Raw genomic sequence first — 23,959 nt, forward strand, 5'->3', positions numbered from 1 at the left:
CATGACCGCCGTTTCCTTGGGCGTCCCCGAGGTACCGGTCCGACCGATCGCCGAGCGGCGCCTGTCGCGGCAGATCCACGTCGGACCGGTGGCGGTCGGGGGCGGGGCCCCGGTGTCGGTGCAGTCGATGACGACGACCCGTACGTCGGACATCGGCGCCACGCTCCAGCAGATCGCCGAGCTCACGGCGTCCGGCTGCCAGATCGTCCGCGTCGCCTGCCCCACGCAGGACGACGCGGACGCCCTGGCGACCATCGCGCGCAAGTCGCAGATCCCGGTGATCGCGGACATCCACTTCCAGCCCAAGTACGTCTTCGCCGCCATCGAGGCCGGCTGCGCGGCCGTACGCGTCAATCCCGGCAACATCAAGCAGTTCGACGACAAGGTCAAGGAGATCGCGCGGGCCGCGAAGGACCACGGCACGCCGATCCGGATCGGGGTCAACGCCGGGTCGCTGGACCGGCGGCTGCTCCAGAAGTACGGGAAGGCGACCCCCGAGGCGCTGGTCGAATCGGCGTTGTGGGAAGCGTCGCTGTTCGAGGAGCACGGCTTCCGGGACATCAAGATCTCCGTCAAGCACAACGATCCCGTGGTGATGGTCAGCGCCTACACGCTGCTCGCCGAGCAGTGCGACTACCCGCTGCACCTGGGGGTCACCGAGGCCGGGCCCGCCTTCCAGGGGACGATCAAGTCGGCGGTGGCCTTCGGCGCCCTGCTCAGCAGGGGGATCGGCGACACCATCCGGGTGTCCCTGTCCGCGCCGCCGGTCGAGGAGGTCAAGGTCGGCATCCAGATCCTGGAGTCGCTGAACCTGCGGCAACGCCGGCTGGAGATCGTGTCGTGTCCCTCCTGCGGGCGGGCGCAGGTCGACGTCTACAAGCTGGCCGACGAGGTCACGGCGGGTCTCGAGGGCATGGAAGTGCCCCTGCGGGTCGCGGTGATGGGATGTGTGGTCAACGGTCCCGGCGAGGCACGGGAGGCCGACCTCGGGGTCGCCTCCGGCAACGGCAAGGGGCAGATCTTCGTGAAGGGCGAGGTCATCAAGACCGTCCCGGAGTCGAAGATCGTGGAGACCCTCATCGAGGAGGCGATGAAGATCGCCGAACAGATGGAGCAGGACGGCGTCGCGTCGGGGGAGCCGGCCGTCACCGTGAGTTGAACAGCACGGACCGAAGGGGGCCCGAGCGTGACCATTCTGGAGAACATCCGGGGACCACGCGACCTGAAGGCGCTGTCCGAATCGGATCTCGGTGAACTGTCCGAGGAAATCAGGGAGTTCCTGGTGCACGCGGTCGCCAGGACCGGCGGACACCTCGGGCCCAATCTGGGGGTGGTGGAACTCTCCATCGCGCTCCACCGGGTCTTCGAGTCACCGGTCGACCGCATCGTGTGGGACACCGGCCATCAGAGCTATGTGCACAAGATCCTGACAGGGCGTCAGGACTTCTCCAAGCTGCGCGGCAAGGGCGGCCTGTCCGGCTACCCCTCGCGCGAGGAGTCCGAGCACGACATCGTCGAGAACAGTCACGCCTCCACCGCGCTCGGCTGGGCCGACGGGCTCGCCAAGGCCCGCCAGGTGCAGGGGGCGAAGGGGCATGTCGTCGCGGTCATCGGCGACGGCGCGCTCACCGGCGGCATGGCCTGGGAGGCGCTGAACAACATCGCGGCCGCCAAGGACCGGCCGCTGATCATCGTCGTCAACGACAACGAGCGGTCGTACTCGCCGACCATCGGCGGGCTCGCCAACCACCTGGCCACCCTGCGCACCACCGACGGCTACGAGAAGGTGCTGGCCTGGGGGAAGGACGTACTCCTCAGGACCCCCCTGGTCGGCAACACCGTCTACGAGTCCCTGCACGGCGCGAAGAAGGGCTTCAAGGACGCCTTCGCACCGCAGGGCATGTTCGAGGACCTCGGGCTGAAGTACGTCGGCCCGATCGACGGACACGACATCGGGGCCGTCGAGTCCGCCCTGCGGCGTGCGAAACGCTTCCACGGGCCGGTGCTCGTCCACTGCCTGACGGAGAAGGGGCGCGGTTACGAGCCCGCCCTGGCCCATGAGGAGGACCACTTCCACACCGTCGGTGTGATGGACCCCCTCACCTGTGAGCCGCTCGCGCCGTCCAACGGGCCCTCCTGGACGTCGGTGTTCGGCGACGAGATAGTCGCGATCGGGCAGGAGCGGGAGGACGTCGTGGCGATCACGGCGGCCATGCTGCACCCGGTGGGGCTCGGGAAGTTCGCGGCGCGTTTCCCGGACCGGGTGTGGGACGTCGGCATCGCCGAGCAGCACGCGACGGTCTCCGCCGCAGGTCTCGCCACGGGTGGGCTGCACCCGGTCGTCGCGGTGTACGCGACCTTCCTGAACCGGGCCTTCGACCAGCTCCTGATGGACGTCGCCCTGCACCGTTGCGGGGTCACGTTCGTCCTGGACCGGGCCGGGGTCACAGGTGTCGACGGGGCCTCCCACAACGGCATGTGGGACATGTCGATCCTCCAGGTCGTCCCCGGACTGAGGATCGCCGCTCCTCGGGACGCCGACCAGCTGCGGGCACAGCTGCGGGAGGCGGTCGCCGTGGACGACGCGCCGACCCTGGTGCGGTTCCCGAAGGAGTCGGTGGGGCCCTCGCTGCCGGCCATCGACCGGGTCGGTGGCCTGGACGTGCTGCACCGCGGGGAGCGGCCCGAGGTGCTGCTGGTCGCCGTCGGTGTGATGGCCCCGGTGTGCCTCCAGGCCGCCGAGCTGCTGGAGGCACGGGGCATCAACTGCACGGTCGTCGACCCCCGGTGGGTCAAGCCCGTCGACCCCTCGCTGCCGGGCCTCGCCGCCGAACACCGGCTGGTCGCAGTCGTCGAGGACAACAGCCGGGCCGCCGGGGTGGGAGCCGCCGTCGCGTTGGCGCTCGGTGACGCCGAAGTCGACGTGCCCGTACGGCGTTTCGGGATCCCGGAGCAGTTCCTCGCGCACGCCAAGCGGGGTGAGGTGCTCGCCGACATCGGGCTGACGCCGGTCGAGGTGGCCGGGCGGATCAGCGCGAGTCTGGCCGTGAAGGCACAGACCGAAGTCAGGGAGAAGGCTGAATGACCACGGAGTTCGACCTCGGCAGACTCCTGGCCGAGCGCGGAGCCGAGCGCTACGAGCTGCACGGCAAGTACCTGAACCACCAGCTCCCGCGCATGCTGCACACCATCGGCTTCGACAAGGTCTACGAGCGCGGTGAGGGCGCCTACTTCTGGGACGCGGACGGCAACGACTACCTGGACATGCTCGCCGGGTTCGGAGTTATGGGCCTGGGGCGCCACCACCCCGTCGTCCGCAAGGCACTGCACGACGTCCTCGACGCCCAGCTCGCCGACCTCACCCGCTTCGACTGCCAGCCGCTGCCCGGGCTGCTGGCCGAGAAGCTCCTCACCCACAGCCCGCACCTGGACCGGGTGTTCTTCGGCAACAGCGGCACGGAGGCGGTGGAGACGGCGCTGAAGTTCGCCCGCTACGCCACCGGGAAGCCCAGGGTCCTGTACTGCGACCACGCCTTCCACGGACTGACCACCGGGTCGCTGTCGGTCAACGGCGAGTCGGGCTTCCGGGACGGATTCGCGCCCCTGCTGCCCGACACCGCCGTGCCTCTCGGCGATCTCGACGCCCTCTCGAGGGAGTTGAAGAAGGGCGACGTGGCCGCCCTGGTCGTCGAGCCGGTCCAGGGCAAGGGCGTGCACGAGCCCCCGCCCGGTTATCTGCGGGCCGCGCAGGAGCTGCTGCGCAAACACAAGGCGCTGCTCATCGCCGACGAGGTGCAGACCGGGCTCGGCCGTACCGGGGACTTCTACGCCTACCAGCACGAGGACGGGGTCGAGCCCGACCTGGTGTGCGTGGCCAAGGCGCTCTCCGGCGGTTATGTGCCGGTCGGCGCCACCCTCGGCAAGGACTGGATCTTCAAGAAGGTCTACTCGTCGATGGACCGGGTGCTGGTGCACTCGGCGAGCTTCGGATCCAACGCCCAGGCGATGGCGGCCGGGCTCGCGGTTCTGTCGGTCATGGAGAACGAGCAGATCGTCGCGAACGCCCGCGTCACCGGCGACCTGCTGCGCTCCCGGCTCACCGCACTGATCGACAAGTACGAGCTGCTCGCCGACGTCCGCGGCCGTGGCCTGATGATCGGCATCGAATTCGGCAGGCCGAAGTCACTGAAGCTGCGCGGCCGCTGGACCATGCTCCAGGCCGCGCGAAAGGGCCTGTTCGCGCAGATGGTGGTCGTCCCTCTCCTGCAGCGGCACCGGATCCTCACCCAGGTCTCCGGCGACCATCTGGAGGTCATCAAGCTGATCCCACCGCTCGTCGTCGGGGAGAAGGAGGTGGACCGGTTCGTCGACGCCTTCACCGACGTCATGGACGACGCACACAGTGGCAGCGGCCTGATGTGGGACTTCAGCAAGACACTGGTCAAGCAGGCAGTGGCCAACCGGTAGGGGGTCCGTACCTGAGGTTTTGCCTCTGAGGCAAGGAATTTGCCGCAGAGGCAAACCTCCGGCTCAATGGAGATATGAGCTCTCCGGAAGCCTTCACGGAGCTGCCTTCGGTGGCTCCTCAGCTTCGCGCCCTGCGCCGCCGCGCCTCCCTCACCCTGGAGGCCGCGGCCGGTGCCGCGGGGCTGTCGCCCGCCCACCTGTCCCGACTGGAGACCGGGCAGCGCCAGCCCTCGCTGCCGATGCTGCTCGCGCTCGCCCGTATCTACAGTACGACGGTCTCCGACCTGCTCGGTGAGACGGTCGCCGAGCGGGACGCCGTGATGCGCGCCGCCGACACGGAACCGACCGCGGCGGGCGGCTGGACCTACTTCCAGGCGGGCGCGCCGGGACGTGGCATGCAGGCCCTGCGGGTGCAGGTGCCGCACGGCTCGCAGGGCGACATCGTGCGGGTGCACCCGGGCGAGGAGTGGCTGTACGTCCTCAAGGGACGGCTCAGACTGCGCCTCGGTGACTCCACGCACCGGCTCGGCCCGGGCGACAGCGCGCACTTCGACTCGCTGACCCCGCACCGCATCGCCGCCCAGGACCCCGACGGTGTCGAGCTCCTGTTCGTCCACACCCTGTTGCAGAGTCCCACGGCCACGCTGTGCCTGGGTCCCACCCCTGGAGAGACGCCATGAGTGACATGGAAGAGAAGTTCCCCCGCGCCCTGTGGGTGCGCCTCATCATCTATCTCGCGGTCGGCCACGTCTTCGCGGCCTTCATCTTTCTGCTCTTCCAGGTGGGGTCCGGGCAGTAGCGGCCCTATGGGTCAGTCGAGCATCCGCTCCCGCAGCCGCTCGCGGGTCGCGGGAGTCAGGCCGAGGCCTTCCTCCAGATACACCTCGACGCTGCCCCATGTCTCCTCGATGGTCTCGAAGGCCGCCGACAGATACTCGGCGCGCGCCTCGAACAGCGGACTGAGCAGCTCCATGACCTCGGGGGAGTAGGCGTCGGCGGAGGTGCTGGTGCGGCGTACTTTGTAGCGCCGGTGCTTGGCGTTCGACTCCAGGTAGTCGGCGACGATCGCCTCACGCTCCACGCCCAGCGCGAGCAGGGTCACCGCGACGGACAGACCCGCGCGGTCCTTGCCGGCCGCGCAGTGCATGAGGGCGGGCACGCTGTCCTCGGCGAGGGAGCGCAGCACCTGGGAGTGCTCGGCGGTGCGCTCCTTGATCATCGTGCGGTAGGAGTTGGTCATCCGCTGCGCGGCCTTGCCGTCGCCGAGGAGCTCTCGCAGCTGCTCTATGTCCCCGTCGCGGACCATCTTCCAGAACCAGGTGCCCTCGGCCGGGTCGCTCAGCGGCAGGTTCACATTGGCGACGCCCGGCAGCTCGACGTCCGGGCCCTCCAGCTTCTGGTCCGCGGCGTTGCGGAAGTCGAAGATCGTGTGCAGACCCAGGGAGGACAGGAAGGCCGCGTCGTCCTCCGTCGCATGCGCGAGGTGACCGCTGCGGAACAGCACGCCGTGCCGCACCCGCCGTCCGTCCGCCGTCGGCAGTCCGCCCACATCGCGGAAGTTGCGGACACCTGCCAGTTCCGGTTCGGTCGACGGGATCTGCTGCGTCACGGGGGCTCCTCCCAGCCGGGCTCCGCCGGCGCTGCTCGTCGACGGGCACGCTCCCGACCATACGACATGGGTTCCTGGGGCAATGAGTTGTCCACAGGGCCGGCAATGACTTGTCCACAGCCGTTGCCGCAGGGGCGGGTGGCCACTGATGATGTTGGTGCCTGAGCACACCTGTTGGCGCCTGTTCGAATCTGTGAGGGAAGCACGATGCTGGAGATCGCCGAGAACGGCCGTACATGGATTCTGTCCGGGCCGGCCAGCAGTTACGCCCTGCACCTCACCGCCGAGGACGAGCTGCTGCACCTGCACTGGGGCCCGCGGATCGCCCTCGCCGACGCCGAGGCCCTCGCCGTGAGCCCGCTGCCCGACTACCGGCCCTTCGAGGCCCCGCTCGACGGACGCGAGGAGTACCCCGTCGAGGGCGGCCCCCGCTTCACCCGCCCGGCCCTGTCCGTGCGCACCGACGAGCGGCGCGGCACCGAGTGGAGCTTCGAGGCGTACGACACCGAGGGCGACGAGCTGCGGCTGCGGTTCCGCGACGGCGGGCTGACCGTCACGCTGCACTACCGGATGCGCCACGACGTCCTGGAGCGCTGGGTGACCCTGGACAACCAGGACCCGGCACCCGTCGAGCTGCTGCGCGCCGACTCCGCCACCTGGACCCTGCCCGACCGTGAGGACGGCTGGCGGCTGTCCCAGCTGCACGGCCGCTGGGCCGCCGAGTCCCTGCTCACGCGGACCCCCCTCACCTACGGCGAGAAGGTCATCGGCAGCCGTCGCGGCCACACCGGGCACCAGCACCTGCCCTGGGTTGCCCTCGACACCGACGCCACCGAGGAGCGCGGCGAGGTCTACGGCGTCGCCCTCGGCTGGTCGGGGTCCTGGCGGATCGCCGTCGCGCAGCTCCCCGACGCGCGCGTTCAGATCACCGGGGGCGCCGGGTACGACGACTCGGGTCTGCTCCGGCTGGCGCCCGGGGAGTCGTTCACGACCCCTGTCTTCGCCGGTCTCTGGAGCGACGGCGGGTTCGGCGGGGCGAGCCGCGCCTGGCACGCCTACCAGCGGGCGTACGTCGTCCCGCGCGCGGACGAGGACCGTCCCGTGCTGTTCAACTCGTGGGAGGCCACGAACTTCGACATCTCGGAGGAGCAGCAGAGCGCCCTCGCCCGGCGGGCCGCGGAGATGGGCGTCGAGCTGTTCGTGGTCGACGACGGCTGGTTCGGTGCCCGCACCAGTGACCGGGCCGGGCTCGGCGACTGGGCGCCCAACCCCGACCGCTTCCCGAACGGGCTCAAGCCGCTCGGTGAGTACGTACACGGACTCGGCATGCAGTTCGGCATCTGGGTCGAGCCGGAGATGATCAACCCGGACAGCGAGCTGTACCGCGCCCACCCGGACTGGGTGCAGTACCAAGCCGGACGAAAGCGGACGGAGTTCCGCAATCAGCTCGTGCTGAACCTCGCGCGCGAGGACGTCCAGGAGTACCTGTGGGGGCAGCTCGACACCCTGCTCTCCTCGGCCCCGATCGACTATGTGAAGTGGGACTTCAACCGCTGCTTCACGGATGCGGGCTGGCCCGGCGACCCCTACCCGCAGCGTCTGTGGGTCGACCATGTGCACGGCTTCTATGCCCTTTTGGACCGCTTGCGCCAAGCCCACCCGGGCGTCGCCTTCGAGTCCTGCTCGGGTGGCGGCGGCCGCATCGACCTCGGGGTGCTCAGCCGCACCGACCAGGTGTGGACCTCGGACAACACCGACCCGCTCGACCGCCTCGCCATTCAGTACGGCTTCAGTCAGATCCATCCCGCGCGCGTGATGGCCGCCTGGGTCACCGACAGCCCGAACACCCAGCTCAACGACCGGGTGAGCTCGCTGCGGTTCCGGTTCGTGAGCGCGATGGCCGGGGTGCTCGGGGTTGGCGGGGACCTCGCGGAGTGGACCGAGGAGGAGCTCGCCGAGGCCGGGCGGTGGGTGGCTCTCTACAAGGAGATCCGTCCCCTGGTGCAGCGCGGCGACCTCTACCGGCTCCGGCCTCCGCGGGGCGGGCTGAGCGCGGTGCAGTACGCCCTCGGGGACGAGACCGTCGTCCTCGCCTGGCTCCAGGCGCAGCAGTACGGCGAGCCCGTCCCGGCGCTGCGGCTGCGCGGACTCGACCCGACGGCATCGTACGAATGCCCCGAAACGGGCGAAGTGCACCGAGGGGCCGTACTGCTGCATCACGGACTTCGTACCGGTTTGCGTGGTGATCTCGATGTGACGGTTATCCGACTGCGCCGCATCTAGGGCTTCTGTCCGAATTAATAGCTTCCTTCCAACTCCTTCCGGAATCAGGGTTCCTGTGAATTCGTGACGTGAGGAGCGTCATATCCGTGACGGTGCGTCGCCCGTCATGTTCACGTAATTCGCAGGATTTTCAAGGAGATTCGGGCCGGGTAACGGGCGTCTGATTCACGCAGGGTGACCGGTAATTCGCGTAGGCGATCAACAGAAACGCATACACAGGGAACCTCTCACTTGTCCCTTTGCGTCTTGTTCGCTTACGTTCGCCACCGATCCGGTCGGACGCCCAATCCTGCCGCCGAACGGATTCCGCTCACTCACTCACCCGTGTACGGCAGGAGCGGGGGACCCACAGGTAGTTCCGCCTGTTCCGGTCTCCGGAACGGCTTGGGGTTAAGTCGCGTCTCGACGCGGCCGGGCATCTCCAGCCCGCACCCGACAGCTCACCTCGCAGGCGCCGGAGAGGAATTCACCATGCCCGCGAAGGGTAAGCACCGCCGTCCGAAGTCCCAGCGCTTCGCCCGCTCGATAGCCGTCGCCGGAACCGGAGGCGCCGCTCTCGCCCTCCCGCTCATGGGGGCCACCGGCGCTCACGCCGCCACCTCCCAGTCGGTTTCGGAAAAGGCCGTTCAGTCGCTTCCGGTCACGCAGAAGTCCGCCGAAAAGGCGGCCGCGAAGAAGGACGCCGCGAAGACCTCGACGGTGCGCACCTATTCGGTGCGCGTCGGCGACTATCTCTCGAAGATCGCCGATGAGCAGAACGTCAGCGGTGGCTGGAAGAAGCTGTACTCCGACAACCGTTCGGCCATCGGCGACGACCCGTCGCTGATCCACCCCGGTCTGAAGCTCTCGATCGGCAAGAAGGCCGGGACGAGCACGGCGAAGACCGAGTCCTCCGCTTCCTCGTCCTCCTCGAAGGCGAAGAAGACGGCGAAGGCCGAATCGAAGTCGTCCTCGAAGTCGACGGCCGCCACCCAGAGTTCGGCCACCACCAGCTCCAGCGGCTACACCCTGCCGGTAACCGGCGCCACCATCGGCACCGGTTACCGCGTGGCGGGCAGCATGTGGTCCAGCGGTTACCACACCGGCGTCGACTTCGTCGTCCCGACCGGCACCTCGCTCAAGGCCGTGGCCGCGGGCACGGTCGTCTCCGCGGGCTGGGGCGGCGCCTACGGCAACCAGGTCGTCATCAAGCTCAACGACGGCTACTACGCGCAGTACGCCCACCTGTCCCAGCTCTCCGTCTCGGCCGGCCAGACCGTGACCGAGGGTCAGCAGATCGGCCTGTCCGGCGCGACCGGCAATGTCACCGGTCCGCACCTGCACTTCGAGATCCGCACCACGCCGGACTACGGCTCCGACGTGGACCCGGTCGCCTACCTCCGTTCGAAGGGCGTAGCCGTCGGCTGACCACGCCCCCTGTGCCACCGAAGGCCGGACCCCGATCCCCGGGTCCGGCCTTCGGTGTTCCCGGCCCTGAGCGGCTCTGCACCTTAATGATCACTTCATTGCGTTCCTGTGGCGGCGGCGCTCAGAGCGTCGACAGGCGGGGGAGGGTGGGGAGAGAGTGAACTCCGCAGCTGGGCAAGCGCTTTCTAGGCTTTCGGAGGTCACTCTGTCCGGCGGGGAGTGCTCGCCGACCGCACCACCGAGTCACCCGGACCGTGCGTTGCTCTCTGCGGCACACTCTCAGCCGTCCCTGGAAGGAACGCTCTCGCATGACGACCACACGTAGAGCCTTCGGCGCCCTCGCGGCCGGCGCCGCCCTGGCCGCCCTCGCCCCCGCGGCCACCGCCAGCGCCTCGCCCCGCCACCGGCGCCTCATCGCCCACGACGACTTCCGCCACGGCCTCGGCCGCTGGGCCGTCGAACTGGAGCAGGGCGGCACGGTCACCGCGCGGCGCGGAGTACTGGAGGTCGACGTGCCCGCCGGCGCGACGATCTGGTTCAGGCAGCCGCTCGACGGCCCGTACGTCCTGGAGTACACCGCCACGCCCGTCTCCGAGGGCGGGGTCAACGACCGGGTGTCCGACCTGAACAACTTCTGGAACGCGGTCGACGTCCGGTCCCCCGACGACCTCTTCGCCACCCACCGGGGCGGGGCGCTCGCCGAGTACGACTACCTGAAGACGTACTACTCGGGCTACGGCGCCAACTACAACACCACGACGAGGCTGCGCCGATACGTCGGGGAGTCCGCTGTGCGGCCGCTGATCTACGACTACACCGAGCCGTTGCTCGTCGCGAACGAACCGAACAGGGTGCGGATTGTCTCCGACGGCTCCAAAGTGCACTGGTGGGACAACGGCCGGCTCGTCTTCGACTACACCGACCCGGAGCCCTACACGAGGGGACACTTCGCGTTCCGGACCACCTGGAGCCACTTCCGGATCAGTGACTTCCGGGTATGGCGGTCGCAGCGTCAACATTCGTGACGGGAGACCTATTCCTCCTTTGGCGAACACTTTAAGCGTGGCTTATCTCACCGCCCGTCAAGTCCTTCCTACGGTCGCGTAAGTCACATTCAAAGGTGAATCATGAACGGCTGTGGCAGACGATTCGAAGGATGACAGCAGCTCAGTGATCGGGTCGTACGTGGCGGTGGGGGACAGCTTCACCGAGGGCGTCGGCGACCCCGGCCCCGACGGGGCGTTCGTCGGCTGGGCCGACCGGTTCGCGGTGCTTCTCGCGGACCGGCGGCCCGAGGGCGACTTCAGGTACAGCAATCTCGCCGTACGCGGGAAGCTGCTCGACCAGATCGTCGAGGACCAGCTTCCGCAGGCCGTCGAACTGGCACCGGACCTGGTGTCGTTCTGCGCCGGCGGCAACGACATCATCCGGCCAGGTACCGACCCCGACGAGGTCGCCGAGCGCTTCGAGCGGGCGATCGCCCGGCTCACCGAGGCGTGCGGCACGGTCATGGTGACGACCGGCTTCGACACACGTGGTGTTCCCGTGCTCAAGCATCTGCGGGGCAAGATCGCCACGTACAACGGACATGTGCGGGCCGTCGCCGACCGGTACGGATGCCCGGTGCTCGACCTGTGGTCCCTGAAGACCATTCAGGACCGGCGGGCCTGGGACGGCGACCGACTGCACCTCTCTCCCGAAGGGCACACGCGTGTGGCGCTCAGGGCGGGCCAGGTCCTCGGCCTCGAGGTCCCGGCCGACCCGGACCAGCCGTGGCCGCCGCTTCCGCCGCGCGGTCCGCTGGACGTGCGACGGGACGACGTCCACTGGGCGCGGGAGTATCTGGTGCCGTGGATCGGGCGGCGGCTGCGGGGGGAGTCCTCCGGGGACCACGTGACGGCCAAGGGTGTGCTGTCGCTGGACGACATCAAGACACGGATCGCTTCGGTGGCTTGAGCCGTACGCGGTGCCGGGGCCGGGCGGGCTTCGCCCTTCCGCGCTATGCGGGCCCCGGGCCGTCCAGCCCGAGTTCGCGGGCCAGGGCCTCGTCCACCCACTCCTGGGCCCGGGACCTGGGTACCGCGCCCGCGTAGGACGTCAGTTGGACGGCGAGGCCGTCCAGGAGAGCGGTGAGGCGCAGCGCTGTGGCCCGCGGGTCCGGGCAGTGGAACTCGCCCGCGGCCACGCCCTCGGCGATCACTTCCGCGAGAGCGGCCTTCCAGCGCCTGTCGAGGTCGCGGGTGACCTCCTGGAGCGCCGGCTCGCGCAGGGCCACCGCCCACCCCTCGATCCACAGCCGCCAGCCCTTGGCCTGGCCCGTCGGCGCGTACCAGCGAACGGCCGCCCGCAGGCGGCGCAGGGCGCTGGTACGGCGGCCGAGAAGCTTGCGCAGATGGGCCAGATCGTCCTCGGCGGCATAGGTGAACGCGGCGGCGACCAGCTTCTCCTTCGTGGAGAAGTGGTAGAGCACCAGGGCGTTGCTGACTCCGAGCACCGAGGCCACGTCGGCGATCCTGACGGCCGCCACACCCCGCGCCTCGATCTGCTCGATGGCGGCCCGCAACAGCTCCTCGCGCCGCTCGGCCACTGTCAACCGCACTCTCGCCACGGGATCACCCTAAGCCGTCACTCGGTGGGGTGCCGCCCCGAGGGCCAGGTCAGCGGTACCAGCCGAACCGGTCCGCGATCACCGGCAGCCGGTCCGCGACCAGTGCGTGGGCGGCGGCCCGCGGCGAGATCCCGTCCGCCTCCGCGCGGGCCAGCAACTGTTCGACGAGGGCACGCATGGAACGCCGTATGTGCGCGAAGGCCTCGCCCGCGTCCGCGCCGATGTCGCCGAACAGGGTCCACCACCACCAGGCGTTGGTCCCGGAGTTGACCACGACGTCCGGCAGTACGGTGATCCCGCGCGCCGCCAGCAGGGCCTCCGCCGCGGGCAGGACCGGCATGTTGGCCGCCTCGACGATCCAACGGGCCCTGATCCGCTCCTGGTTGCCGGTGTCGATCGTGTAGGACACCGCCGCGGGCACGAGTACCTCCGCCTCCAGCGACAGCCAGGCGTCGCCGGGCAGTTCGCGGTCGGCGGGACGCAGGGCGGTGCGGTCCACGGTGCCGTAGGTGTCCCTGGCGGCCAGCAGCGCCTCCACGTCGAGCCCCGCGGGGTTGAAGACCGTGCCCTTGATGTCGGCGACCGCCATCACGGTGAGTCCCGCGCGCGTGAGGAAACGGGCCGTGGCCCCGCCCATGGTGCCAAGGCCCTGCACCGCCACGCGCGTGCCCGCGTACGGCACCCCGGCCAGGTCCAGGGCCGCGAGGACCGACTCGGCGACCCCGCAGCCGCCCGCGAGTTCGTCGAGTCCGATGCCGTCGACCTCGACGGCGAACGCGTCCGCGAGCCGCCGCCGGGCCGTGGCCTCGTCGTCGAGCAGCGGATAGACCGCCTGGATCGAGGAGACCAGGCCGGCCTCCGCGGCCGCCCGGTCCACCAGGTCCTGGCTGAGACCGAGGTCCTCGCCGGTCGTCCAGCAGCTTTCGACGTACGGTCGCATGGCGCGCAGGTAGCGCACGAGGAGGCCGTACGCCGCCGGATCCCGGGGGTCGCAGTCGATGCCGCCCTTGGCGCCGCCCAGCGGGATGTAGCGCGCCTCGGGGTCGTAGTGCAGGGCCTCTTTCATGGTCATGCCGCGGGCGAGCCCGGTGACTTCGTCGAGGGTGCAGCCGGGGCGCATCCGCAGGCCGCCGCTGGCGACACCCCGTACCAGTCGGTCGACGACGAGGAAGCCCTGGTGGCCGGTGACGTGGTCCGTCCAGGTGAGCGACAGCAAGGGGGTGGTCACACGGGCTCCGGTGCGGGCGGACGGCTACTGAACGGGGGGTCAGTATTTGCATCCGGCCGCGCCCTGTCAACGTGATCAGCTCCGACGGCGTCCCTATCCGTGTGACCGGACAGACGCCGGCACTGTCAGTGGGGCGGACCATAATGGATGCCTCAGCACTCCCCCTGGAGGTACCGTGACCGGCTTCCGTCCCCTGAGCTCCGGGCTCCGCGCGCTGCAGCCCGCGGCCTTCGGTGCGGACCCGAGCGGTGAGCGCATGGCGCGTATCCGCAGATCCCCCCACTACAAAGACGGTGTCTTCCAGAACCCCGGCGGATCCACGCGGACCCGGCCCGAGGGGTCGGCTACGGACTTCGCCAAGAGCTACTTCGACAGCGACGCCCGGCAGCAGCGTGCTCCGCAGGGCCGGATCCCGGTCCACGCCACGACGCTCGCCGACCTCTCCAAGCCCCCGGCCACCGGACTGCGGCTGACCTGGATGGGGCACTCCAGCGTGCTCGCCGAGATCGACGGACGGCGGGTGCTGTTCGACCCCGTATGGGGCGAGCGGTGCTCCCCGTTCCCCTTCGCCGGGCCGAAGCGGCTGCACCCCGTGCCCTTGCCGCTCGCCGCGCTCGGTCCGGTCGACGTGATCGTGATCTCCCACGATCACTACGACCACCTGGACATGCCCACGATCAAGCAACTGGCCGGGACGGACACCGTCTTCGCCGTGCCGCTCGGTGTGGGAGCCCACCTCGAGCACTGGGGCGTCTCCGCCGACCGGCTGCGTGAGCTGGACTGGCACGAGTCGGCCGAGGTCGCCGGACTGACGCTGACGGCCACCCCGGCTCGGCACTTCTGCGGGCGGGGGTTGCGGAACACCCAGCACACGCTGTGGGCGTCCTGGGTCGTCTCCAGTGGAGAACGCCGGATCTACCACAGCGGCGACACCGGGTACTTCGAGGGGTTCAAGGACATCGGCGCCGCGTTCGGGCCCTTCGACGCGACGATGATCCAGCTCGGCGCCTACTCGGAGTTCTGGCCGGAGATTCACATGACGCCCGAAGAGGCTGTGCAGTCTCATCTGGATCTGCAGGGCGGGGATGCGACGGAGGGCGTGCTGCTGCCGATCCACTGGGGCACGTTCAATCTGGCGCAGCATCCTTGGGCGGAGCCCGCGGACCGGACGATGGTGCTGGCCCACAAGGCCGGCATCGCGATGGCCTCGCCTCGGCCGGGGGAGCCGTTCGAGCCCGGGGCCGTCCCGGCGGTCGATCCTTGGTGGCGAGGGGTGGCGAAGGCGCCGGCCGGGGGATGGGTGGCGTTGCCGACGGTGGTGGAGGAGGCCCCCGTACCCGTGGCTGAGGTCTGAGCCACGGTCGCTGATCTGTCTCACCGCGCTGTGGGGCGGTTGGGGGCCGGGGCCGGGGCCGGGGTGGCTGGGCGGGCGGTTTTCCCTGTCCCTGGGTGGGCGGTCCAGTCACCTGAGGGGCGCGGGGGAGTTGGGTGGGGGCCGGGTGGTCTGTGGCCGGGGCGCGTCACCGCGGTGGGCGCGGGGGCCTTGTCTGCGCCGCCGCCTATCTGGTGCTGCCGCCGGGCCTCGACCGCAACCGGCGGGTCCTGACCGCGCACGTCCCGGCGTGCCTTGCCCCGGGGCCGCACGGCGACATCCGTGATCCCGGCCCAGTCGGACGGCCGCGAGGGCGACCCCGGCCAAGCCTTCGTCCGCCTCCAGGTGGTGCGTACGGCACTGGAGGCGGGCCTGCAGTTCCTGCGCAAGGCGTGGCCCAAGCGCTCTGAGGGGCTCGGCGCCAGGTCCTGCGTGTGGTGGTTCTCCGTGTGTGGAAGCGAGCCGTGTGGCGTGGGGGCAGGCCGTGTGTCGGGGCCGACCGGTGCGGGTGGGGCGGGGTGACGTTCGTGACCGTCCGGGTCCTGGGGTCCTGCGCCGACATGTGACCGCTCGGTGCCCTGGGGGACCGGACGGGACGCGGCCGTAGAACCGCGACGGTGTCGACAGGCGCCGGATTGCTGGACCGGTGACTGCCGCTCGCTGGTGATGAATCCCTGACCGCCTTCCCGGACGAGGCCGTCGGCTGAGGCTGACCGACACGGTCAGTGACAATCCGGAAGCCTCGGGCCAACGCTCCGGAGGGGTGTCGGTGGGGCTGCCGTAGTCGGGGAAACGGCTGACGCGGCGACTGGGGCGCCCGTGCCCCCTGGAGCCTCGCCGGACGCACGTGACCGCTTCTGACCAGGACTGATCGGATTCACTCGTTCGGGGATTCCCGGCCGATCCGCTTGTCGGTCAGTCGTGCGACACCTCATACCAGAGCGGGATGCTCCGCGGAGGACTTTGTCAACAGCCGCTCGCACCTGATGCGTTGGCGACTACTGTGAGTGTCCGCCGGGCGACGAGGGGTTGAAGTCTTCGGTTCTCTCGACCGGTACGCCATGACGCATGCCCACGGCGAACAGCCGCGGTGCGGGGAGGAGGGAGGGGACGCGCCGGTGACCGACGACCATGCCGCCGCGCACCCCGCCCGGCAGCCCGCAGGGGCACACGCCGGAGCCCGCCGAACCGGGCCGGCAGGCCCGGGACCCTCCGGCCAACAGGACCGACGGACCAGTACAAGGACACCGATGTCTCACCTCCGTGCCCCGGCCGCACGCGCAGACCGCCGCGAGGGCGGGCGGCACGGGCGGCCGGTCGCCCGCCCCGCCCCGTCGCTGCCGGAGACGCACTTACGGCCGCAACTGCTGCGGCTGGCCGTGCTCCCACCGATCGCGGTCGCCCTCAGCGGCTGTGCGGCCGTCCTGTTCACCGTCCGCTCCACCGGGGCACAACCCAGCCTCATCCTGTGGGGTGTCCTGGCCGGGGCGGTCTCGGTGGCCCTCGCGGGCATTCTCATCGCCGCCGTGGCGGCCGACCGCGCCGCCAGGACGGTGAGCGACCGTGTCGGCGCGTTGCGCCGCAGCAGCGCGCGCCGCGAGGCCGACCTGCGGGTGCTGGTCGAGGGGCTGCGGCGCGGGGAGATTCCGCCGGGGCGCGGCCCCCGCAGCGGTCCGCCCGAGGACGCCGACGACTTCGAACTGCTCGCCGCCGACCTGGCTCGCGCCCACGACGGGGCCGTCACCGCGGTCGTCCAGGCAGCCCAGCTCTCCAGTCAGGCCGGTAGCGAACAGAAGCTGGAGGTCTTCGTCAACCTGGCGCGGCGGCTTCAGTCGCTGGTGCACCGAGAGATCTCCATCCTCGACGAGCTGGAGAACGAGATCGAGGACCCCGACCTGCTCAAGGGGCTCTTCCACGTCGACCACCTCGCCACCCGGATCCGCCGGCATGCCGAGAACCTCGCCGTCCTCGGCGGTGCCGTCTCGCGTCGGCAGTGGAGCAACCCCGTCTCCATGACCGAGGTGCTGCGCTCCGCCATCGCCGAGGTCGAGCAGTACTCACGGGTCAAGCTCGTGCCGCCGATCGACGGCACGCTGCGTGGGCACGCCGTCGCCGACGTCATCCATCTGCTGGCCGAACTCGTCGAGAACGCCACGGTGTTCTCGGCGCCGCACACTCAAGTGCTGCTGCGCGCCAACCTCGTGACCTCCGGGCTCGCCGTCGAGGTGGAGGACCGCGGGCTCGGCATGCCCGTCGCCGAACAGCACCGGATGAACGCCCTGTTGGCGGATCCCGACCAGGTCAACGTCGCGAGCCTGCTGGCCGACGGGCGTATCGGGCTGTTCGTGGTGTCACAGCTCGCGAAGCGGCACGGGATCCATGTCCGGCTCCAGACCAACATCTACGGCGGCGTCCAGGCCGTCCTCGTGGTGCCGCAGGCGCTGCTGGGTTCGGCGCCGGGGGCGATCGGTGCGCAGTCGCCGGAGGCCGGCGGGTCGGGTGGGGCCGCGGGTACGGCCGTATCCGCGCAGGGCCCGGCGCACCCGCGACCCGGGCATGAGGCACGGCACCGGGGCGCGCCCGCCGAGCCGCGCCGGGGGGAGTCCCGGGGCACGCAGCCCGGACTCGACGGCCGTACGGCGCCGACGACGAAGAGCGGCGGAGCGGTGCCGCAGGGCGGCCGGCCCGGACGGAACGGCCGCGTGCAGGGCCCTAACGGCAGCGGGCCGGTACGGAACGGCAGTGGTCGCGCGCCGAGCGACGGTGACCGCGCGCCGAGTGGCGGTGGATCCTTGGCCGGCGGTGCCGGGTCGCTGACGCACGGCGGCGGAGGCGTACCGGCCGGCGACGGGGCTGCGCTGGATGGTGGCGGGGCCGCGTCGAGCGGTGGGGGGCGTGGACCTGGTGGCAGTGACTCCATGGCGAGTGGCGGTGGGCCCTTTCTGAACGGTGGCTCGCAGGCACTGACCGGCGTTCCGAGTGAGGGCGGCCGCCTGTCGGGGGGTGGCGTGTCCGTCCCGGACGGGGGCTCGGGGATGTCGAGCGGTCGGGGGCAGGTGCCTGGCGGCAGCGGCTTCCCGCCCGATGGCGGTGGGTCCCTTTCGGACGGTGGCTCGGCGGTGCCGGGTAGCGGGGGGAGCCTTCCGGGTGGGGACGAGGCGTGGTCCGGCGGCAGCGAGAGCTTGGCCGGTGGCGGGACCGATCGGAAGGCTGGTGGTGGAACCGGGCCGAACGGCGGTGGAGCGCGCTCGGGGCGGCCTGCGCCGTTGCCGGTGCGTGGGGCTCGTGGGGAGCGGCCGAACCCCGCCGAGGCCGTGCCCGGGATCAGGCCCGGCGACCGGCATCTGGTGGTGGAGCATGTGACCGCGCCGCCCACCCCGCGTACCGGGACCGTCCGCGGCACCATGGGCAAGCCCCAACTGCCCCGCCGCCGCGCCCAGGAGCACATCGCACCCCAGCTGCGCGGCGGACCGGCGCCACGGCAGGACCCCGAGTACCCGGCCGGCCACGACCCGGGACTGATGGCGGCCTTCCAGCGCGGAATCAGCCTCGCCGAGGCCCAGCAGCACCTGGAGCAGGCGCCCGACGAACCGACCACGACGCTCCCGGCGCCGCGTATGGAGACCGACTCCATGGACCCGGCACACACCACGTCCCGCTCCATTGACCCCGCCCACTTGGGTTCGGCCCACCCGGACACGGCGACAACGGACCGCACGCATACGGACACCACAGGCACGACGGACATGTCTTACGAGTCCCGCCCCACCCCGTCCCCCGACCCGTCCGCCTCCTTCGGCTTCGGCTTCGGCCTCGACACGAACCACACGGACGCCACCCCCATGACCGACACCGCCGCCATCGACGTAACTCCCATGGAGCGGCCCCACATATCCGAGACGCACGGTCGCGATCTCGACCGCACCACCCCCCGGCACGACGGGAGCGCACCCGCCGGATGACCACGCCCGCGTTCACCCCACCCCCCAGCGCTCCCGCACACCTTCGTACCTCAAGGAGTCGATCCACCATGGCGAGCGAAGCGCCGACCGGCCATGTATCCGATCTCGACTGGCTGATGAGCGGCCTCGTGCAGCGCGTACCGCACACCAACAGCGCGGTCCTGCTGTCCTGCGACGGGCTCGTGAAGTCGGTCCACGGCCTCGACGGGGACAGCGCCGACCACATGGCGGCCCTGGCCTCCGGCCTCTACTCACTCGGCCGCAGCGCGGGCGTCCGCTTCGGCGACGGCGGAGACGTCCGCCAGGTCGTCGTCGAACTCGACTCGACGCTGCTGTTCGTGACCACCGCGGGCTCCGGCACCTGTCTCGCCGTACTCGCCGGCCGCGAGGCCGACGCGGCGGTGCTCGGCTACGAGATGGCGATGCTCGTCAAGAGCGTGCGTCCCTACCTGGTGACCGCGCCCCGCCAGCACTCCGTCGAATCCCCGGCGATGAGGCCTTGAGCGTGGCGGCGGCCGGCGACGGGCCCTGGCTCGACGACGCGGCCGGGCGGCTGGTGCGGCCCTTCACGGTCAGCAACGGCCGCACCCGGCCGTCCATCGCGTTCGACCTGCTGTCGCACGTGAGGGCCACCGGGGCCACCCCCATCGGCTACCTCGGCCCCGAGCACGCGCAGGCCCTCGACCTGTGCCGCGCGCCCGTCTCGGTCGCCGAGATCGCCGCCCATCTCAAGCTGCCGGCGGTGGTCACCAAGGTGCTGCTGTCCGACCTCGTCGACTGCGGGGCGCTGACCACCAAGCCCCCCGAGTTCACCCACAACCCGACTGACCGGGCTCTTCTGGAGGCAGTGCTCGATGGACTACGACGACAGCTCTGACCCCTTCCCCACCGCACTGAAGATCCTGGTGGCGGGAGGGTTCGGGGTAGGCAAGACGACCTTCGTGGGCGCGGTCAGCGAGATCGCTCCCCTCAGCACGGAGGAACTGCTCACCACGGTCAGCGCCGCGACCGACAGTCTCGACGGTATCGAGAACAAGGTCGAGACGACGGTGGCCATGGACTTCGGGAGGATCACCCTCGATCCGGAACACGTTCTGTACCTGTTCGGCACGCCCGGGCAGGAGCGGTTCTGGTTCATGTGGGACGAACTCTCCGAGGGCGCGCTCGGCGCGGTGATTCTCGCCGACACCCGCAGACTGGAGGACTGCTTCGCCGCCGTCGACTTCTTCGAGCAGCGCGGCCTCGGATTCATCGTCGCGATCAACGAGTTCGACGGGGGGTACCGCTACGACCCCGAGGAGGTCCGCGCCGCGATCGACCTCCCGCCGGAGATCCCGATCGTGCGCTGCGACGCACGGATCTCCTCCTCCGGTGTGCAGACCCTGCTCACCCTCGTACGGCATCTCATCGCCCACAGCCCGGCGCCCGCGCCGAGCCATGGCGCCCACATGTGATCCCCGCATACACCGCCACGGAGCCGCATATGACCGACGTCCACAGCGACGGAACCCGCCCATGAGCTACGACCCACCACGCCCGGCCGGTCGTCTGCTGCTCACCCCGGAGGACAAGGAGGCCCCGGACCGCGCGCGACGGCTGCGCATGCTGGACCTCGGGGAGCGCCCGGAGCCCGCGCTGGACGCCTTCGCCGAGCGGCTCGCCGAGCACACGGGGGCGCCGTACGCCATGGTCAACTTCATCGGCGAGAACCGGCAGTTCTTCGCCGGTCTCAGGATTCCGGTGGCCCGGCCCCCGGCGGACGGCGACGAGGCCAAGCCGCAAGTGGGCCGCTATATGGCGCGCGACCATGGGTTCTGCCCCCATGTGGTCGCCCGCCGCAAGGCGCTCGTCCTGGAGGACGTCCGTGACTACCCACGGTTCGCGGGCAACCCGGTCGTCGACGAGTTCGGCATCCGTTCCTATCTGGGCGCGCCGCTCATCGACTCCACCGGGATGGTGCTGGGCACGGTGTGCGCAGCGGACGTGCAGCCCCGGACCTGGGGGAAGTCCGGCCTGGAGACCATCAAGTCGTCTGCGGCGGAACTGGTCGCGCGTCTCCAGCGACGGGAGGCCGACGGGCTCCCGGTGCTGTGACCGAGGAGACGGCCACATCGCAAGCCGACCGGTCCAGTACCCACCTAGACTCGCTGTGTGGGACGTACCAGTGACGCCAGACAGAAGATCCTCGGTGCCGCGCGCTCGCTCATCGAGGGGCGCGGCTACTCGGCGCTGGGCGTGGCCGAGATCTGCAAGGCGGCCGGGGTGCCGAAGGGCAGCTTCTACTACTTCTTCGAGTCCAAGGAGGCCCTCGCGCTCGCCGTCGTCGACGAGCACTGGGCGGCCCAACGGCGGGAGTGGGAAAGCGTGTTGGGCACGGACGCGGACCCCCTGCGACGACTGCGCGGGCTCTTCGAGCAGACCGAGGCCGGCCAGCGTGCCGTCCAGGAGGGCTGCGGCACGGTTTCGGGCTGTCTGTTCGGGAACCTCGCTCTGGAGCTGAGCAATCACGCCGAGCCGGTGCGCGGGCGGCTGCAGGAGATCTTCGACGCGCAGGTCGACATGGTCGAGGCGGTCGTCGCCGAGGCCCGGGACCGCGGCGACGTCACCGTGTCCGACCCGCGGGAGGCGGCACGGGCGGTGGTGGCCCAACTGGAGGGCCAGGTGATGTTCGCCAAGCTCTACAACAGCCCCCAGCGCCTGAGCCCCCTGTGGGACAACTGCCGAGCCCTGCTCGGCGTCGAAGGCTCCTAGAGGCTGATGGCTCCCAGAGCCTGATCTGCCGGACAGGCCTCAGTAACCGCGCCAGACGTTGTCGAACGCGGCGTCCTCGATGACCTTGCGCTGGCGTACGGCCTCCAGTTCCATCACCGCGTCCCCGACCGCGGCCAGCACGGTGGCGGCATCGTCGGCGAGTTCCCCGGCCGGCTCGTCACCGATCCCGGCGGCGGACACCAGAGCGGCGAGGACGGGTTCGCCCGCCGCCCGGCGCTCCTCGGCCTGCCGCCTGGCCGCCGAGTCCACCAGTTCCGTCCGCCCGGTCCGCAGTGGGATGCGGCGGCCCCGTGAGCGGGCCGTCAGACCGACCCGCTCCAGGTCGTCGACGTAGGCCGCGGACAGCCCGCGGCCCCGGCGCCACAGCCACTCCTCGACCGACTCGTACGGCTCCTGCCGTACGAGCGCCTCGGCGGCCTCGTCCAACAGACGGTCGCCCGTGGGGGACAGGGCCTGGGGCAGGATGCGGTCACCGTCCAGGGCGAGCGCGCGGGCGTCGAGGAGGTCGAGCACCTCGGCTCCCGCGAGGACGAGCGAGAGATCGCCCTGCTCCACCGGCTTGTCGGTGGCCACATCGAGGACGACGATCGCGAGGTCCCGTGCGGTGGTCATCAGCGGCTCCATGTCAGTCGGCCGGGGTGCGGCGGTGAGTGCTCAGGGCCCGGCCACGGCGGGCCGGACGTCCTTGGTCGATTCTCGCTGCTGCTCCGGGACCGTGTGGCCTCTTACGACCATGTGGTGCGGAAAACCGATCCGCAGCACGGCGGCCGCGGCGGCCGCGACCAGGACCACGAGGGCGGCCGGCACGAGGGCCCGATCGTAGCCGTGGTGCAGCAGCGGGGTGACGACCAGCGGGCCCAGGATCTGTCCGACCGAGTAACCGGCGGTCAGCAGGGCGACCGAGTGGGGGAACCGCAAGTGGGCTCCGGTCGCCAGGGCGAGCGAACTGACGCCGATGAACGTGGCGCCGAACAGCACCGCCGAGCCGAGGGCCGCGGCCGTACCGCCGACCAGGGCGGGCAGGGCGATGCCGGCCGCCTGGATCACGAGCGCCGTGAGCAGCAGTCCGGGGAGTGACCACCGGCGGCCCAGCCGGGCCCACAGCGCCGAGGACGGGACGGCGGCCAGGCCCACGAGCACCCAGGCGCCGCTGCCGACCCAGCCGGGGGACTCCTGTCCGACGGCGGCGACCAGGAAGGTCCCGGCGACGATGTAGCCGACGCCCTCCAAGGTATAGCTGACGAACAGCGCACCGAACCAGCGGTGCGTGCGGGGTCTCGCGCCGCTCCCGCGCGGGGCGGGGACGGGCGCCTCCTGCGGCCGTAGGTTCCACGAGGCGGCCGCGAGCAGCGTGGCCAGTACGGCGGCGGCCCACCAGGCGGTGCGCCAGTCGGCGGCGGACCGCAGCACCAGCACCAGCAGGCCGGACAGCGCGATGCCGCCGCCCACCCCGCCGAACGCCCAGCCGGCCAGGTGCGGCGGGTGGTCCCGCAGGTGGTGCAGGAGGGAGCCGGCCGCGACGACGAACACCAGGGCGCTCGCCACGCCGGCCAGCAGCCGTAGCAGGCTCCAGACGGTGGTGCTGTGGGTGAGGGGCATCGCGGCGAGCGTGCCGGTCAGCAGGATCAGGGAGGCACGCAGTACGGCGCGCGACCGGATCAGTGCGGGGGCCAGGATGCCCGCGAGGGCGCCGACGAGATAGCCGACGTAGTTGGCGGTGGCCAGGTTCGCCCCAGCTCCCGTGGACAGGCCTGCCCGGGCGTGCATCAGGGGCAGGATCGGGGTGTAGACGAAGCGGCCGACTCCCATGCCTGCCGCGAGCGCCGCCGCGGCCCGCGCGGCATGACTCCAGGGGGACGAGGCGCTCACTTCGTGCCGGGGTCGTTGGGGTGCGACTCCAGCGGGGTGACGGTGAGGGTCATCCACGGGCGCAGCGGCAGGGTGCCGAGCACCTTCTCGTGGAGTTCCGCCTCGTCGGCGGCCCGCCACACCCCGATGCTGCGCAACTCGCCCACGGGGCGCCACAGTCGGGCCAGATTGCCGGTGGCGGCCAGTTCCTTCGCGCGGTCGGCCTCGGCGGCCCGCCGCCGGTCGACCTCCTCCTGTCCGGTGCCCTCGGGAACGGTGGTGGTGATCTCGACCAGGAACTCTCGCATGACGCTCTCCGCTCGTCGTCGGTGAACCCATGGTGCGCACATCACCTGCGCCGATGCCACGACAGGCTTCCTCGCTGCTGAGAGGCGCAGCCTCC

22 protein-coding genes, 1 pseudogene and 1 riboswitch are annotated in these 23,959 nt (G+C 70.7%); of the genes and pseudogenes, 17 read left to right on the forward strand and 6 right to left on the reverse strand.

Going from position 1 to position 23,959, the window contains the following annotated elements:
• Position 1 precedes the first annotated feature (1 nt).
• The 5 genes from ispG (at position 2) to BFN33_RS15720 (ending at position 5,266) form a co-directional block, all read left to right on the forward strand.
• A complete protein-coding gene (ispG, locus tag BFN33_RS15700) occupies positions 2 to 1,159 on the forward strand; it encodes a flavodoxin-dependent (E)-4-hydroxy-3-methylbut-2-enyl-diphosphate synthase (protein WP_069760642.1) in 1,158 nt (385 codons plus the stop codon).
• A gap of 27 nt (positions 1,160 to 1,186) precedes the next feature.
• Positions 1,187 to 3,085 (forward strand): 1-deoxy-D-xylulose-5-phosphate synthase, encoded by a 1,899-nt coding sequence (dxs, locus tag BFN33_RS15705; RefSeq protein WP_069760643.1) that lies wholly within the window; start codon positions 1,187 to 1,189, stop codon positions 3,083 to 3,085.
• Positions 3,082 to 4,467: an aspartate aminotransferase family protein gene (locus tag BFN33_RS15710; RefSeq protein WP_069760644.1), complete on the forward strand. Its 1,386-nt coding sequence runs from the start codon at positions 3,082 to 3,084 to the stop codon at positions 4,465 to 4,467. The genes dxs and BFN33_RS15710 overlap by 4 nt, the downstream gene beginning before the upstream one ends.
• Before the next feature lie 74 nt (positions 4,468 to 4,541).
• Positions 4,542 to 5,147 carry a helix-turn-helix domain-containing protein gene (locus BFN33_RS15715; protein ID WP_069760645.1) on the forward strand — a complete coding sequence of 202 codons (606 nt, stop codon included), beginning with the start codon at positions 4,542 to 4,544 and terminating at the stop codon, positions 5,145 to 5,147.
• Positions 5,144 to 5,266, forward strand: coding sequence for a DUF6126 family protein (locus tag BFN33_RS15720; RefSeq protein WP_069760646.1), 123 nt, complete (start codon positions 5,144 to 5,146; stop codon positions 5,264 to 5,266). Before BFN33_RS15715 ends, BFN33_RS15720 begins: the two co-directional genes overlap by 4 nt.
• 12 nt (positions 5,267 to 5,278) lie before the next feature.
• Here BFN33_RS15720 and BFN33_RS15725 read toward each other — a convergent pair whose 3' ends face one another.
• Positions 5,279 to 6,076, reverse strand: coding sequence for a tyrosine-protein phosphatase (locus BFN33_RS15725; RefSeq protein WP_069760647.1), 798 nt, complete (start codon positions 6,074 to 6,076; stop codon positions 5,279 to 5,281).
• 207 nt (positions 6,077 to 6,283) lie between these two features.
• Here BFN33_RS15725 and BFN33_RS15730 point away from each other — a divergent pair, with 207 nt between their 5' ends.
• From BFN33_RS15730 to BFN33_RS15745, 4 genes are all read left to right on the forward strand, one after another.
• Positions 6,284 to 8,359 carry an alpha-galactosidase gene (locus BFN33_RS15730; protein ID WP_069760648.1) on the forward strand — a complete coding sequence of 692 codons (2,076 nt, stop codon included), beginning with the start codon at positions 6,284 to 6,286 and terminating at the stop codon, positions 8,357 to 8,359.
• A 297-nt stretch (positions 8,360 to 8,656) separates the two neighbouring features.
• Positions 8,657 to 8,826, forward strand: a riboswitch (cyclic di-AMP (ydaO/yuaA leader).
• Between the two features lie 4 nt (positions 8,827 to 8,830).
• Positions 8,831 to 9,766, forward strand: a complete 936-nt coding sequence (locus tag BFN33_RS15735) for a LysM peptidoglycan-binding domain-containing M23 family metallopeptidase (protein WP_069760649.1) — start codon at positions 8,831 to 8,833, stop codon at positions 9,764 to 9,766.
• 308 nt (positions 9,767 to 10,074) lie between these two features.
• Positions 10,075 to 10,791, forward strand: coding sequence for a DUF6250 domain-containing protein (locus BFN33_RS15740; protein WP_069760650.1), 717 nt, complete (start codon positions 10,075 to 10,077; stop codon positions 10,789 to 10,791).
• A 145-nt stretch (positions 10,792 to 10,936) separates the two neighbouring features.
• Positions 10,937 to 11,722, forward strand: a complete 786-nt coding sequence (locus BFN33_RS15745; RefSeq protein WP_069760651.1) for an SGNH/GDSL hydrolase family protein — start codon at positions 10,937 to 10,939, stop codon at positions 11,720 to 11,722.
• 43 nt (positions 11,723 to 11,765) lie between these two features.
• Here BFN33_RS15745 and BFN33_RS15750 read toward each other — a convergent pair whose 3' ends face one another.
• Both BFN33_RS15750 and BFN33_RS15755 read right to left on the reverse strand, forming a co-directional pair.
• Positions 11,766 to 12,374 (reverse strand): TetR/AcrR family transcriptional regulator, encoded by a 609-nt coding sequence (locus BFN33_RS15750; RefSeq protein ID WP_176742396.1) that lies wholly within the window; start codon positions 12,372 to 12,374, stop codon positions 11,766 to 11,768.
• Between the two features lie 49 nt (positions 12,375 to 12,423).
• Positions 12,424 to 13,602 (reverse strand): Glu/Leu/Phe/Val dehydrogenase dimerization domain-containing protein, encoded by a 1,179-nt coding sequence (locus BFN33_RS15755; protein WP_069760653.1) that lies wholly within the window; start codon positions 13,600 to 13,602, stop codon positions 12,424 to 12,426.
• A gap of 175 nt (positions 13,603 to 13,777) precedes the next feature.
• On the opposite strand from BFN33_RS15755, the gene BFN33_RS15760 reads away from it, so the two are divergent.
• The 8 genes and pseudogenes from BFN33_RS15760 (at position 13,778) to BFN33_RS15790 (ending at position 21,687) form a co-directional block, all read left to right on the forward strand.
• Positions 13,778 to 14,956, forward strand: coding sequence for an MBL fold metallo-hydrolase (locus BFN33_RS15760; RefSeq protein WP_069760654.1), 1,179 nt, complete (start codon positions 13,778 to 13,780; stop codon positions 14,954 to 14,956).
• Positions 14,957 to 15,108: 152 nt separating this feature from the next.
• Positions 15,109 to 15,385, forward strand: a pseudogene (locus tag BFN33_RS54310) (hypothetical protein); the annotation flags it as partial.
• A gap of 839 nt (positions 15,386 to 16,224) precedes the next feature.
• Positions 16,225 to 18,936, forward strand: coding sequence for a sensor histidine kinase KdpD (locus BFN33_RS15765; RefSeq protein ID WP_069760655.1), 2,712 nt, complete (start codon positions 16,225 to 16,227; stop codon positions 18,934 to 18,936).
• A 68-nt stretch (positions 18,937 to 19,004) separates the two neighbouring features.
• Positions 19,005 to 19,439 (forward strand): roadblock/LC7 domain-containing protein, encoded by a 435-nt coding sequence (locus tag BFN33_RS15770; RefSeq protein ID WP_069760656.1) that lies wholly within the window; start codon positions 19,005 to 19,007, stop codon positions 19,437 to 19,439.
• 2 nt (positions 19,440 to 19,441) lie between these two features.
• A complete protein-coding gene (locus BFN33_RS15775) occupies positions 19,442 to 19,813 on the forward strand; it encodes a DUF742 domain-containing protein (RefSeq protein WP_069760657.1) in 372 nt (123 codons plus the stop codon).
• Positions 19,791 to 20,390, forward strand: a complete 600-nt coding sequence (locus tag BFN33_RS15780; protein WP_007386183.1) for an ATP/GTP-binding protein — start codon at positions 19,791 to 19,793, stop codon at positions 20,388 to 20,390. Before BFN33_RS15775 ends, BFN33_RS15780 begins: the two co-directional genes overlap by 23 nt.
• A 61-nt stretch (positions 20,391 to 20,451) precedes the next feature.
• Positions 20,452 to 21,030, forward strand: coding sequence for a GAF domain-containing protein (locus tag BFN33_RS15785; RefSeq protein WP_069760658.1), 579 nt, complete (start codon positions 20,452 to 20,454; stop codon positions 21,028 to 21,030).
• A 57-nt stretch (positions 21,031 to 21,087) separates the two neighbouring features.
• Positions 21,088 to 21,687, forward strand: coding sequence for a TetR/AcrR family transcriptional regulator (locus BFN33_RS15790; RefSeq protein WP_069760659.1), 600 nt, complete (start codon positions 21,088 to 21,090; stop codon positions 21,685 to 21,687).
• Positions 21,688 to 21,726: 39 nt separating this feature from the next.
• Here BFN33_RS15790 and BFN33_RS15795 read toward each other — a convergent pair whose 3' ends face one another.
• Genes BFN33_RS15795 through BFN33_RS15805 form a run of 3 tightly spaced genes read right to left on the reverse strand, consistent with a single transcriptional unit; the run spans position 21,727 to position 23,864 of the window.
• Positions 21,727 to 22,320, reverse strand: a complete 594-nt coding sequence (locus BFN33_RS15795) for a GPP34 family phosphoprotein (protein ID WP_069760752.1) — start codon at positions 22,318 to 22,320, stop codon at positions 21,727 to 21,729.
• A gap of 42 nt (positions 22,321 to 22,362) precedes the next feature.
• Positions 22,363 to 23,517: a YbfB/YjiJ family MFS transporter gene (locus tag BFN33_RS15800; RefSeq protein WP_079140846.1), complete on the reverse strand. Its 1,155-nt coding sequence runs from the start codon at positions 23,515 to 23,517 to the stop codon at positions 22,363 to 22,365.
• A gap of 56 nt (positions 23,518 to 23,573) precedes the next feature.
• Positions 23,574 to 23,864 (reverse strand): muconolactone Delta-isomerase family protein, encoded by a 291-nt coding sequence (locus tag BFN33_RS15805; RefSeq protein ID WP_069760661.1) that lies wholly within the window; start codon positions 23,862 to 23,864, stop codon positions 23,574 to 23,576.
• Between the last annotated feature and the right edge of the window lie 95 nt (positions 23,865 to 23,959).

Source organism: Streptomyces sp. LUP47B, assembly GCF_001746295.1.
GTDB lineage: Bacteria > Actinomycetota > Actinomycetes > Streptomycetales > Streptomycetaceae > Streptomyces.